This window comes from Flavobacterium sp. XS2P24, assembly GCF_030010285.1.
GTDB classification, from domain to species: Bacteria; Bacteroidota; Bacteroidia; order Flavobacteriales; family Flavobacteriaceae; genus Flavobacterium; species Flavobacterium algoritolerans.
In genome coordinates this window covers 175,127-188,632 of sequence record NZ_JASCRU010000003.1, presented here as the reverse complement: position 1 = coordinate 188,632, position 13,506 = coordinate 175,127, and the positions used below count along the sequence as shown (strand labels likewise).

Here is a 13,506-nt window from a genome sequence, read left to right as displayed (position 1 = left end):
AGTGATCAGTCATCAGTGCTCAGTTGCTGAATACTGATGACTGAACACTACTAAAATATGACAACAAACACTTTACTATTATTACTACTTTCTTTATTAATAGCTGGCGGTTTGTCATTTTTTCAATATATCTACAAAGCCAAAAACAAATCGAAAGTCGGTTGGTTTTTGGCTTTTTTGCGTTTTTCATCCATTTTTGGAATTTTATTATTATTGATTAATCCAATACTAACAAAAAATACGCTGGAAACGGTAAAAACCCCTTTGCCGATAATTGTTGATAATTCGAGTTCTATTTCTTTTTTGAATGCCAATGAAAAAGCATTGGAATTGTATAAAAAAATACAATCAAACTCAGATTTACAAGAGAAATTCGATGTGCAATCGTATCAGTTTTCAGATGATTTTGAACCGACTGAAACATTTGATTTTAAAGGAACTCAAACTAATATTGATGTTGTTACCAAAAATCTAAAAAGCATTTATAAAAATGCAATCTATCCAACAGTTTTAATTACGGATGGAAACCAGACTTCGGGAAATGATTATGTATTTAGTTTTGATACTGCAAATAAAATATATCCTGTAATTGTAGGCGATACAACTACTTTCTTAGATTTTAAAATCAATCAACTGAATGTTAATAAATATGCTTTTCATAAGAATAAATTTCCTGTAGAAGCTTTTTTACAGTATTCAGGAACTAAAAGCATAACGGCCGATTTTATTATTTTACAAGGAAATTCGGTATTTAGCAAACAATCGATTGCCTTTTCTCCTTCCAAAAAAACGGCAACTGTAAGCGTACTTTTACCAGCTGATAAAATAGGATTACAGATTTTTAAAGCTACTATTTCATCTAAAGAAAAAGAAAAAAACACGTACAATAACACTAAGAATTTTGCGGTTGAAGTTATAGACCAAAAAACAAATATTGCTATAGTATCAGCTATAATTCATCCTGATTTAGGCGCACTAAAAAGAGCCATTGAATCAAATGTACAACGTAAAGTAACTATCGTTAAACCTAATGATATTAAGACGTTACAAGATTTTAATGTTTTTATTTTATACCAGCCAACAGCCGAATTTAAAAACATTTTTGAGAGTAATAAAGGTGCTGGAATCAATACGTTTATCATTACTGGTAACAACACCGATTTTAATTTTCTGAATCAACAACAGGATAATTTGAACTTTAAAATGAGCGGACAAAAAGAAGATTATTTGTCGGTTTTTAATGCGCAGTTTAATTTGTTTGCGGTTGATAATATTGGGTTTGAAAATTTACCGCCTTTGCAAAATGCTTTTGGAACCGTAACTACAAAAGGTGCGGTGTCAGTTTTGCTTTCATCAAAAATTAGAGTAATAGACACCAATTCACCTTTGCTGGCTTTCACAGAAAATCAAGGCAGGCGAGCCGCTTATCTTTTGGGAGAAAACAGCTGGAAATGGCGTTTGCAAACACATGTCAACAATCAATCATTTGAAAAATATGATGTTTTCATGGATAAGATTATTCAATTTTTGGCTTCTAATAATTCTAAAAAATCATTAGTGGTAGAACATGAAAGTTTCTATAATTCCGGTGAAGCGATTGAAATAACCGCGCAATATTTCAATAAGAATTATGAGTTTGATGAAAAAGCACGTTTGACAATTGCGGTAACGAATACCAAAACGAAACAAACAAAAAATTACGATTTATTAAAAGGAAATAATTCCTATAAAGTCAATCTTGACGGGCTTAAAGCGGGACCTTACGCGTTTACGGTAAAAGAATTGAATTCTAAAACGACGTATTCCAGTAGTTTTGAAATTCTTGATTTTGATATCGAAAAGCAATTTGTCAATCCAGATGTGGAGAAATTGACACAATTAGCTACGCAAACACAAGGGAAAGCGTATTTTCCGGACCAAGTAGATGTGTTGATTAAAGCGCTTTTGGAAAATGAGGAATATAAGGCGATACAAAAGAATATTGTTACCAAAACACCTTTGATTGATTGGATTTGGTTACTGGTTTTGATTTCAATTTTGTTGGCAACCGAATGGTTTGTTCGAAAATACAACGGATTACTGTAATAAAATACAATTAAACATCATGGATTTTAGACTAAAAGTATTCTATACCGTTGCTAATCGGTTGAGTTTCACAAAAGCTGCAACTGAATTGTTTATTACGCAACCTGCGATTTCAAAGCATATTCAGGAATTAGAGGAACAATATAAAATTAAACTTTTTGACAGAAACGGTTCTAAAATTTCACTGACAGCTGCAGGTGAAGTCTTACTGAAGCATACCAAAAACATTTTTGAAATATACCGTGAAATAGATTTTGATATGAGTACGCTGATAAATCAACGTTCCGGATTGTTACGATTGGGAGCCAGTACGACCATTTCTCAGTATATAATTCCGCCACTTTTAGCTCGTTTTCATCAAAAATTACAAGATGTAAAAGTAAGTTTACTAAATGGAAATACGGAACAAATAGAAAATGCTTTATTAAAACAGGAAATCGAAATAGGAATTGTTGAAGGACAATCAAAAAATAAGTCTATTAAATATACGGAGTTTCTAAAAGACGAATTGGTTTTAGTCTGTAAGAGTTCCAATCCGTTAGTAAGTCGTGATGAAGTGACTCAGGAAGATCTTAAAAAAATGTATTTTTTGATGCGGGAACAAGGTTCAGGAACACTTGAAGTTATTGAACATGCGTTAAAACCATTTGAAATTAAATTATCAGAATTAAAAATCGAAATGCAATTAGGAAGTACCGAAAGCATAAAATCCTATTTGATGAACTCTGATTGTGTGGCTTTTATATCGATTCATGCCATAGAAAAAGAACTTCAAAACAATGAATTGGCTATATTAGATATTAAAGATCTTATTATAGAACGTTTCTTTTACGTTATTACGTTACAAGGAAAAACGGATTCGTTATCCGATTTGTTTATCCAGAACATTTCGAATCATTATAATTTAAAGTTATAGGAGATTATAATTTGCGATTGGTATAAATAGATTTATCTATCCACCTTTGTACTGTAATAATTCAACAACTTTACATTGGAAACGCATCAAAAACTTATTCAAAAAGAGTCTTTTATTTTTTTTAAAGTAAATGCCACATTGCAGCAACTCATTTTCTTTGCATTGCTATTGTTTTGCACTACCATTTTTGTTTCTCCACCAATTGCTTTAGTCTTAGGATTGATTGTAGCCAATCTTTTTGGACATCCTTTTTTAGAATTGAATCATAAAGCCACTAATTATCTGTTGCAGTTTTCGGTAGTTGGTTTAGGATTTGGAATGAATGTCCACAGTGCAGTTTCTGCTGGTAAAGAAGGCTTTTTATTTACGATTATTTCTATTGTGAGCACTTTAGTTTTAGGAACTTTTTTAGGGAAATGGTTGGAAACGGAGAAGAAAACCTCTCATTTAATTTCATGCGGAACTGCAATTTGCGGAGGGAGCGCCATAGCCGCGATTGCCCCAGTAATCAAATCAAATGAAAAACAAACCTCAGTTGCCTTGGGAGTGATATTCATTCTGAATTCGGTGGCGCTGTTTTTATTTCCAGCGGTGGGTGATTGGTTGGATTTATCACAAAAAGAATTTGGATTATGGTGTGCCATTGCTATTCATGATACGAGTTCAGTGGTAGGAGCTGCCAGTAAATATGGTCCGGAAGCCTTGCAAATAGCTACTACGGTAAAATTAGCCCGAGCTTTGTGGATAATTCCTGTAGCATTGATTACGGCATTTATTTTCAAAAATAAATCGGGGAAAATAAAAATCCCATATTTTATTGGACTGTTTATTTTGGTTATGATTGCCAATACGTATCTGCCTCAAATGAAGAGCATAGGACCGCATTTTGTTTCAGTTGCCAAAATAGGTCTTACGGTTACTTTGTTTTTAATTGGAGCCGGATTAAATAGAACTGTTCTAAAATCAGTGGGGTTAAAACCGCTGGCTCAAGGAATTTTACTTTGGGGCTTCATTGCAACCGCGACTTTAATTTCGATTATTTATTTAAAATAGTTTTATGATGAAAGGTTTTTCGTTTGATAACATGAAATTCAAATCGGAAAGTATCATTAAAAATTGCTGTAACAAAACTATGGCGTAGATAAACGTAAATCATGAAAACGGCTCTTTTTCCTTACTATCGAAAACATATTTGTAAGTTTTCTTTTTTAATTAACAGAATCTTAAAGCCAATTTTTTCTAATAACGATTTAAAGAAATACATTTACATTTCAAAAAAATAAAATTAATGAAAAATTTTAAAATCAGACCTACACTCATTGCGTTATCTACTCTTGGAGTTGCTTTTTTTCTTTTATCATGGGGAGTTATTGGACATGAACGAATCAATAGAGCAGCGGTAATGGCACTTCCAAAACCATTGCAGACTTTTTTTTACAATCATATTGATTTCATTACACAAGAATCTACTGTTCCAGATTTAAGAAGAAATGTTTTGAATGATAAAGCTGAGCCACCTCGTCATTATTTTGACATGGAGAATTTTGGTGATGTAGAAACTTTTCCTAAAACAATGGAAGAAGCAAAGCTAAAATACGATGAGAAGTTTTTGACTAAAAACGGAATATTACCTTGGTACATTCAGGATATGATGGTCAAATTGACTAAGGCTTTTAAGGACAAAAGAAAAAACGAAATATTATTCATTGCAGGCGATTTAGGACATTATATTGCAGATGCACACATGCCATTGCATACTTCTGACAATCACGATGGACAAAATACCAACCAAAAAGGAATTCATTCGTTGTGGGAAAGTCGTTTGCCGGAATTGTTTGCTAAAGATTATAAATTGAATGTTGCACAAGGAAAATATTTAGAGGATGTAGATAAAGCAACTTGGGATATCATTTTTGACACTCATAGTTTAGTGGAACCTTTGTTGGCTACTGATAAAAAACTAAGAATTGCAACTGCAGAAAACAAGATGTATGTAACTGATGCTACTGGAAATGTAGTCAAAAATAAATACGGTGGAATGTTATATTCTGATGAATATGCAGCTAAATTACATACGGATTTGAATGGAATGGTTGAAAAGCAAATGAAAAAAGCCATTACTGCAACAGCAAGTTTTTGGTACACGGCTTGGGTAAATGCAGGAAAACCGGATTTAAGTAATCTTGATGCTGCCGAACTTACAAAACGCAACAGCAAAACGTTAAAAAAGGATTTAAAAATTTTTGAAAAAGGGAATCTTTTTGGTTTGACAAGCGAAAGAGAGTAATCCTATATTTCCAATTAAAAAACGGGTGAGATTTTAATTTCACCCGTTTTTTTTATGTCAGTTAATTTTTTGATATTTCTTTTTCTTCAACATATCCGAGGCTGTTTGATAGTATGAAATCGTTTCGTTTATTAAATCTGGTCTTTCTTTTTTCAACACTATTTGATCGTAATGAATTTGGAAATCACGAGCTACTTTTTGGTTGGGTTTCAAAGTCAATTGAAACTGTTTTACTTTTTGTTTGGGAGAAATAACCGTTAAAACATTGTCTTTTATTAATCCTAAATCCTGATAGGTTGCAATTAACGCTCTGGGTTTGTACTCTGGTTTTAAAACATCCTGACCATAAAATTTACTTTGGTAATCAAAATTTAACAACCCAAAAAGAGTTGGCATAATGTCTATTTGTGACATCAGGTTTGCATATTTTTTTGGTTCAACAAAATCGGGACTATAGATTAGGGCAGGAATTCTATATTTATCTGCCGGAAGTTCTGTTTTTCCAGCACTGGAAGCACAATGATCGGCTAGAATGACAAAAACAGTATCGTTAAACCAAGGTTGTTTCTTGGCCATTTCAAAGAATTTTTTCATTGCATAATCCGTGTACTTGACACCGCCATCCCGAGATTTTGCATCACCCGGAATATCAATTTTACCATTTGGATACGTGAATGGTCTGTGATTGCTTACGGTCATAATGTGATTGAAGAACGGCTTATTTGCTGTCGCTTCTTTGTTCATTACCTTGATTGCTTTGTTGTACATATCTTCATCGCAAACACCCCAAATATTAGCAAAAGTGATCTCGTTTGGTGCAAATGTTTTTTTGTCTACAATTTCATATCCATTTCCTGAAAAGAAATCTCCCATATTATCAAAAAAGGAATCGCCACCGTACATGAATTTTACAGTATAGCCTTTTTGTTTAAATATAGTTGCAGTAGAAAATTTATTTTTATTGTCTTCTCGTTTCACCACACTTTCGCCAGCGGTAGGAGGAAAGGATAAAGTAACCGCTTCAAGACCGCGAACCGTTCTGTTTCCCACAGCATAGAGGTTTGTAAAAACTAAACTTTTAGTTGCCAAACTATCTAAAAACGGAGTTATATTCTTTTCACTTCCGTACATTTTCATAAACTCTGCGCTGTAACTTTCGATAGTTATTAGCACCACGTTTTTGTGGTTTTCAGCAGCTTCATTCTTTATTTCTCTCAAAGTAGTTTCTCCTGAAATGGAAGGAATTTGTTGCCTTAATTGAGCAAAAGCTTCGCTATTGGGAACGGTTTTATAGAATTTAAAATAATCCAATTCACTTTTCATAAAGGCAATGTAGAATTTATACAGACCATTGGCCTGTAATTCATTGGCAAATATATTTTGAGAATTTTCTCTAGTGGATAACGCGGGAATTGCGACCAAAGATAACCCGAAAAGAAGCAGGTAAATTCCTAAAATTTGGATTTTTTCTACAAAAGCGGGAATGCTTTCAATGTAATTTTTTGATTTTTTTACTATGAAATAGGTAACTAATCCTGCAATTATAAAGAGTACTGAAAACAATGGAATAACAGGATAAGATTCCATAATATTACCGATGACTTCATTGGTGTAAACCAAATAATTTACTGCGATGAAATTGTATTTTACCCCAAATTCATTCCAAAAAAAGTACTCACTGATTCCATTTTGTAAAATTAAAACCACGTAGAGAAAAATCACAAAGGAGAACAACCAAAATCTGATTTGACTTCGGTATTTCGGAAGGAAAAGTAATAATCCAAATAAAACTGTTTTGATTGCTATAAAAGTAATGCCAATTTTAGGTAAGGCACCACCATATTCATTAAGAATAGTTTTGCCAAATGAAACATAGAGTAATAAGGATAGTAATAAACCAAAAAGGATGTAACCGTATGGTTTAAAGTATTTTGAATTAGATATAAAAATGAGATATAACCATAAAAAGCCACTAAGTAAAACAAAAATAAAAAAGTCAGATACAAACCCAAAAACAAATAAAGACAGCGTATCAGTCCAAGTAAATGATGTTTGCGTTATGGGATGAAAAAATAGTGTAACCCTTAAAACAAAGCTTACAGCAATGTAAAAGAGTAATAAATAATAAAAAGGGGATGACTTTTTCAGAAAATTCATAGTATTGTTTTTATATACAAAAGTATACATAATTTTTAGTGCTATTTTTTAAGAATTGCTTAATATTTTATGAAAACACGATCTTAGATTAAGGAGATTTAATCGATTTTATGATTACTGTAGAAATTTTAAAACAGTCCTGAAATATTTTGCATCTTTATACAAGTTCTGTTTGTTAGTTCTAAAAAAACTATAAGTATTTTTTTTGCGTATGTAATTATATTAACCAACCTAATATAAAATAATCATGACTAGAAAAGAATTTTTTGCGAGAGTAGGATTTGGAGCGGCAACTGTTTTATTACCTGCTTGTATAGCCGGTTTAGCTACTAGTTGTAGCTCAGATGATTCTAATACTGGTGGTTCAGGTTCATCAACACCAACACCAACCGCCACAAGTAATTTTACAGTTGATACCAGCACAGGACCTTTGGCCACAAATGGAGGTTTCCAGGTCACTAAAGGGATTATCATTGCACGGACCACTACGGGAACTTTTTTGGCTGTATCGTCTTCCTGTACTCACGAAGGTGTAACGCTTGGTTATGATAAGTCAGGGAATGTATTTGTATGTCCAAGGCATAATTCTCAGTTTACAAGTACTGGGACCGTAATTTCGGGACCTGCGCCATCTAATTTAAAACAATATCAGACTACATTATCTGGAACAACTTTGACCGTTATTGTTTAGTCCAATAAATAAAGAATCATGTATATCTGTAAAAAGTCGTTAAATTAATTCTATCTTAATTTTCACTGTCAGAAAACTATACTTCACTAGAAATAAATACTTTTACAGTATTAAAAACAGATTTAAAAGATGAAAAAACAGGTCATGTTCTTGTTTCTTTTTATAGGAACGTTAGGATATTCTCAAAACTGGAAATCCAATTTTGAAGAAGCAAAAGCGCAGTCACTTTCAGAAGATAAAAACATCCTTCTTGTATTTTCAGGATCAGATTGGTGTGCTCCATGCATTAAATTAGAAAACGCCATTTGGAAATCGGAAGAATTTAAAAAGGAAGCCGACCAAAATTGGGTTATTTATAAAGCTGATTTTCCAAAGAAAAAAGCAAATCAACTCGAACCAGAGTTAAAGGAGAGCAATAAAAAATTAGCAGAAAAATACAATAAATCAGGAAATTTTCCATTAGTGTTACTTTTGGACAAAACTGGGAATGTGTTAGGCATTACAGGTTTCAAAAACCTTTCTCCAGCTGATTATATCAAATTAATCCATTCCTTTGAAAAATGATGAAGAGCATAATTTCCCTATGTTTAGTATTGACAACTTTCATTTCCGTTGGTCAAGTCGCCCATAAAAGAAAGTTGTCGATGTTAGGAAGCCCGTTTGAGATTACAGCTGTTGCAAATGATACTATAAAATCCAATGAATATATAGATTTGGCTGTAGCCGAAGTAAAACGCATAGAGAATTTAATTTCTGATTGGATTCCGACTACACAAATTTCAGAAATCAACCGTAATGCAGGAATTAAACCTGTAAAAGTGGATACTGAAGTTTTGGAATTGGTCGAAAGAGCCATTAAAATTTCCCAAATTACCGATGGCGCATTTGATATTTCGTATGCTTCCATGGACAAAATATGGAAATTTGACGGTTCGATGAAAGTAATGCCAACAGAAGAAGCCATAAAAAAATCAGTTGTAAAAATTGGATACAGAAATATTATTATAAACAAGAAAGAACAAACCATTTTCCTGAAATTAGAAGGAATGAAATTAGGTTTGGGCGGAATTGGTCAAGGTTATATTGCTGATAAAGTGAAAGATTTATTGGTTTCAAAAGGCTGTATTTCAGGAATTGTAAATGTTTCCGGAGATATTAATGCTTGGGGAAAACAACCCGATGGGAAATTTTGGAATGTGGGAATTGTAAATCCTTTGAATAAAAATAAAGTTTTTGCTACATTTCCATTAGAAGACAGCGCTGTAGAAACTTCGGGAAGTTATGAAAAGTATGTTATTTTTAATGGAATTCGCTACTCGCATATTATAGATCCCAGAACGGGTTATCCGGCAACTGGCGTGGTGAGTGTATCTGTTTTTGCAAAGCAAACGGAAATAGCTGATGCTTTGGCAACGGGAATTTTTGTTCTCGGGGTAGAAGTAGGGTTGGATTTAGTCAATCAGCTTAAAGGGATTGAATGTATTATTGTTGATGACAAAGGTAAAATCCATTCGTCAAAAGGAATTGATATCAAAAAATATAATTAATAAAAGACATTCAAAATGATAAAGACAATAACGGTTTTGTTTTTTGTAATGCTGATTTTACAATCCTGTAGTTCAGTAAAAGAATATGAAAAAGAAAAAATAAATGATCCTGACATGAAACTAACCGCAAGAACTGCAGAGCGATATGAAACTTCTTTTCAAGTGTATCGTGAGGCAGCTGCTGGGGCCAATGGAGGTAAATCAGGTGGTGGTTGTGGTTGCAACTAATTTACAAAACAACAATTTAGATAGTAAATAGTAATTTCTATACAATGAAAATAAAATTTTTATTTCTTTTAGTATTAATCAGCAGCATTGCCTTTTCGCAAGACAAAACTACTGCGCCAGCATTTAAAAAACGAGTTTTAGAAAGTACTGAAGTCGATTTTTTAGCCAGTTATTACAATCAGGACGGTTCAAAATCAGCTGTTTCAGGAGGTTTAGGTTCTGAAAAATTAACGGATGTTGCTTCGAATATTGTGGTGGCGATGCCATTAAATGATGATGATGTTTTAACCATTGATTTGGGAATATCTGCCTATTCATCGGCTTCGTCGAGTAATATAAATCCATTCAATGCCACTGGAGCGTCTGGCGGCGATGATGATAGGATAGCGGCTCCAACGCCTAGTGGAACTCCTTGGCAAGCTTCATCAGGTGCTTCCAAAAGTGATCAATTAGTGTCAATTGTTGCTAATTATAGTCATAGCAGCGATTCCAGTAATTTTATTTGGAATACTGATGTTTCGTTTTCAAATGAGTATGATTATACTTCGGTTGGTTTTGGAGGAGGAATTGCGACTCTTTTTAATGAAAAAAACACTGAATTGAGTTTGAAAGCCAATGTATATCTGGATCAATGGAGACCTATTTATCCAACGGAACTCCACGAATATTCAAAATATGGTGCTAATTTTTTAAATCAAGGCTATTTTAATGGCGTATCGGTTTTGGATCAAAATGGTCAAGCTACAACAAATTATTTGCCTTCAGCATTTTAAACGGTAAGTGGCGTAAATAGAAACTCTTATTCGGCTTCTGTTGGTTTCTCTCAGGTTTTAACCAAAAAACTACAGTTTTCAATCTTCTTCGATATTTTACAGCAACAAGGATTATTGTCTTCACCGTATCACCGAATTTATTTTGCTGATAAAGCTAATTATTACATCGGTCAGGCACAATACATTAATACTTACGAAAGTTCAACGAATACTGGAGTTTATAAACTGGCTGATGATATCGAAAGATTACCGGATTCCCGATTTAAAATCCCTGTTGGAGCACGTTTGAATTATTACATCAACGAGCGATTTATATTGCGAACCTATTATCGTTTTTATTCCGATAATTGGGATATTCAATCGCATACCGCAACGATTGAGCTTCCTATAAAATTATCTGATAGGTTTACCGTTTTTCCAATGTATCGTTACTATACCCAAACGGCTTCAAAATATTATGCGCCTTATGAAACCCATTTATCAACAGAAAGATATTATACCTCTGATGCAGATTTAGCTACATTTGATGCGAATCAATACGGTTTTGGAATCAATTATACGGATATTTTCACAGATGCAAAAATTTGGAAATTTGGTTTGAAAAATATTGATTTTAGATTCAATCATTATGAAAGAAGTGACAATTTAAATGCTAATATTGGTACAATTGCCTTTAAATTTGTAATGCAATAATAGCCTAAATTTATATAATCATGCACATATTAATCGTGGAAGATGAAGCGGGAATTGTTCAATTTCTTCAACAAGGATTAGAAGAAGAAGGATATACAATCACCAGTGCTTCGGATGGTTTAAAAGGGTTTGAACTGACTCAAAAAAACAATTTTGATCTGATTTTATTAGATTGGATGTTGCCAAAAATGACAGGACTGGAACTTTGTAAATCCATTCGGTTGAAAAACAGTCATACGCCAATCTTATTTTTGACGGCCAAAGATACTGTGCAAGAAACAATTGAAGGTTTGAAAGCGGGTGCCAATGATTATATCAAAAAACCATTTAGTTTTGATGAATTACTGGAACGCATCAAAATTCATTTTAGAAACCAAAATGAAAATCAAATTCTAAAACTTGGAACGATAGAAATTGATATTGCCAAACATCGTGTTTTAGTGAGTGATACTGAAGTGAATTTGACTCAACGTGAATTTGATTTATTGACGTATTTGGTCAAAAATAAAGGCAAAGTATGCACCAGAACCCAAATTATCGAGGATGTTTGGGACATTCATTTTGAATATGATACGGGTGTGATTGATGTTTTTATGAATGCGATTCGTAAAAAATTAAATTTAAAAATTGAACAAGACTACATAAAAACAGTTCGCGGTGTGGGTTATATCGCTAATGACTAAATAAAAATGCAACAACTTTCCTTTAAAAATAGAATTGCCTCCCATTATATAGTGACTACAGCTTTATTGATTTTTGTAGTTTTCTTTATCATCTATTCTATTGTTAAATTCAGTGTTTACAGTCATGTGAATAATGATATTACCAGTGAAGTTGATAAACATCTATCCGAAATTGAAATTGTAGGCAACACTTTTCATTTAATTCATAAAGAAGAATGGAAAGAACGAGAACACAATACTCTGGATGTAAATCCTGTATTTATTCAGTTTGTGGATCAAAATAGAAATGTGATTGAAAAATCGCCTAATCTCAAAAAATCGTCTCTTATCTTTAATGAAAATAATGCGGAGAACAAGCTCTTTGATACAAAATTAGCCGATAATTCTATTCGACAAATTCAGGTTCCCATTTATCAAAAAACAAAAATTATTGGGTACATCATAATTGCAATGTCCTTAGAAGATGCCACAATGGTACTTAATAATTTATTTGAGGTCTTGCTAATTGTTTATCCTTTAATTCTAATGGTACTTTTCTTTATAGCACGATTTATTGCCGGAAGGAGCATAAAACCTATTAGTTCCATAATCACTACTTCTAATATTATTACTAAAGACAATCTGACATCCAGAATTCCATTACCACAAAACCGTTACGAATTGTATATTCTGTCTCAAACCATAAATAATTTATTAGATAGAATTGAAACCGCTATCGAAAGAGAAAAACAATTCACCTCGGATGCATCGCATGAATTAAGAACGCCTTTAACGGTTATCAAAGGGACATTGGAAGTTTTGATTCTAAAACCTCGAAATCCTGCTGAATATGAAGAAAAAATTAATTTTTGTGTAACCGAAGTCGATCGTTTAAATCATTTGGTTGATCAGTTGCTTTTATTGGCCCGATTTGAAAATCAAAAACAAAGTTTAAAAATAGAAAAAGTCTATTTGAACGCTATATTTTTAGATACTATTGCCAGAAACTCTACTGCAATACAGTCTAAAAACATTACTATCACTACAAATTTTTCCAGAGATTATTACATAGAAACAGATAGTTATCTATTTTTAATTATTGTCAATAATTTAATTTCTAATGCGTTGAAATATTCAAATCAAAACGGGAAGTTAACGGTGCATATAAAAAGTGTAGCGTCTAGAATTGAATGTCATATCATTGATTCTGGGATAGGAATACCTGCTGATGATTTAGAGAATATTTTCAATCAATTTTATCGCTCACAATCGAATGCACACCCTGAAATAAAAGGAACTGGATTGGGCTTGTCTATTGTAAAAAGACTCTGTTCGTTGCTTACTATTGATATTGCAATTACCAGTGAAGAAAACATAGGAACACGAGTGGTATTAAGTTTATTTGAAGCAGACCTTAAGTAATTCTTAAGTAAATCCTTAAATTTATGTTCTACATTTATGCTTTAT

General features: G+C 32.7%; 11 protein-coding genes and 1 pseudogene. 11 read left to right on the top strand and 1 reads right to left on the bottom strand.

Annotated features, from left to right (window positions below):
- Positions 1-57 precede the first annotated feature (57 nt).
- The 4 genes from QLS31_RS03985 (at position 58) to QLS31_RS03970 (ending at position 5,288) form a co-directional block, all read left to right on the top strand.
- On the top strand, positions 58-2,085 hold the full coding sequence (locus tag QLS31_RS03985) for a hypothetical protein (protein ID WP_282742761.1): 2,028 nt from the start codon (positions 58-60) through the stop codon (positions 2,083-2,085).
- A 19-nt stretch (positions 2,086-2,104) separates the two neighbouring features.
- Positions 2,105-3,001 carry a LysR family transcriptional regulator gene (locus QLS31_RS03980; protein WP_282742759.1) on the top strand — a complete coding sequence of 299 codons (897 nt, stop codon included), beginning with the start codon at positions 2,105-2,107 and terminating at the stop codon, positions 2,999-3,001.
- A gap of 75 nt (positions 3,002-3,076) precedes the next feature.
- Complete coding sequence (locus QLS31_RS03975; RefSeq protein WP_282742758.1) at positions 3,077-4,054, top strand: putative sulfate exporter family transporter; 978 nt, start codon at positions 3,077-3,079, stop codon at positions 4,052-4,054.
- Positions 4,055-4,289: 235 nt separating this feature from the next.
- The gene (locus tag QLS31_RS03970; RefSeq protein ID WP_282742756.1) at positions 4,290-5,288 is read left to right on the top strand and encodes a zinc dependent phospholipase C family protein; all 999 of its coding nucleotides are present in this window, start codon (positions 4,290-4,292) and stop codon (positions 5,286-5,288) included.
- Positions 5,289-5,345: 57 nt separating this feature from the next.
- Here the strand turns inward: QLS31_RS03970 and QLS31_RS03965 are convergent, their stop codons facing one another.
- The gene (locus tag QLS31_RS03965; RefSeq protein ID WP_282742754.1) at positions 5,346-7,445 is read right to left on the bottom strand and encodes an alkaline phosphatase family protein; all 2,100 of its coding nucleotides are present in this window, start codon (positions 7,443-7,445) and stop codon (positions 5,346-5,348) included.
- Positions 7,446-7,692: 247 nt separating this feature from the next.
- Here QLS31_RS03965 and QLS31_RS03960 point away from each other — a divergent pair, with 247 nt between their 5' ends.
- The 7 genes and pseudogenes from QLS31_RS03960 to QLS31_RS03930 all read left to right on the top strand — a co-directional run bounded on the left by QLS31_RS03960 (position 7,693) and on the right by QLS31_RS03930 (position 13,461).
- Positions 7,693-8,136 (top strand): Rieske (2Fe-2S) protein, encoded by a 444-nt coding sequence (locus QLS31_RS03960; protein WP_282742753.1) that lies wholly within the window; start codon positions 7,693-7,695, stop codon positions 8,134-8,136.
- 129 nt (positions 8,137-8,265) lie between these two features.
- Positions 8,266-8,700 (top strand): thioredoxin family protein, encoded by a 435-nt coding sequence (locus QLS31_RS03955; protein WP_282742751.1) that lies wholly within the window; start codon positions 8,266-8,268, stop codon positions 8,698-8,700.
- A complete protein-coding gene (locus QLS31_RS03950) occupies positions 8,697-9,683 on the top strand; it encodes an FAD:protein FMN transferase (protein WP_282742748.1) in 987 nt (328 codons plus the stop codon). Before QLS31_RS03955 ends, QLS31_RS03950 begins: the two co-directional genes overlap by 4 nt.
- A gap of 15 nt (positions 9,684-9,698) precedes the next feature.
- Complete coding sequence (locus tag QLS31_RS03945) at positions 9,699-9,911, top strand: DUF4266 domain-containing protein (protein WP_099715498.1); 213 nt, start codon at positions 9,699-9,701, stop codon at positions 9,909-9,911.
- Between the two features lie 44 nt (positions 9,912-9,955).
- A pseudogene (locus QLS31_RS03940) lies at positions 9,956-11,377 on the top strand (DUF3570 domain-containing protein).
- A 20-nt stretch (positions 11,378-11,397) separates the two neighbouring features.
- Positions 11,398-12,060, top strand: a complete 663-nt coding sequence (locus QLS31_RS03935; protein ID WP_121342059.1) for a response regulator transcription factor — start codon at positions 11,398-11,400, stop codon at positions 12,058-12,060.
- Between the two features lie 6 nt (positions 12,061-12,066).
- The gene (locus tag QLS31_RS03930) at positions 12,067-13,461 is read left to right on the top strand and encodes a HAMP domain-containing sensor histidine kinase (RefSeq protein ID WP_282742746.1); all 1,395 of its coding nucleotides are present in this window, start codon (positions 12,067-12,069) and stop codon (positions 13,459-13,461) included.
- Positions 13,462-13,506: the final 45 nt, after the last annotated feature.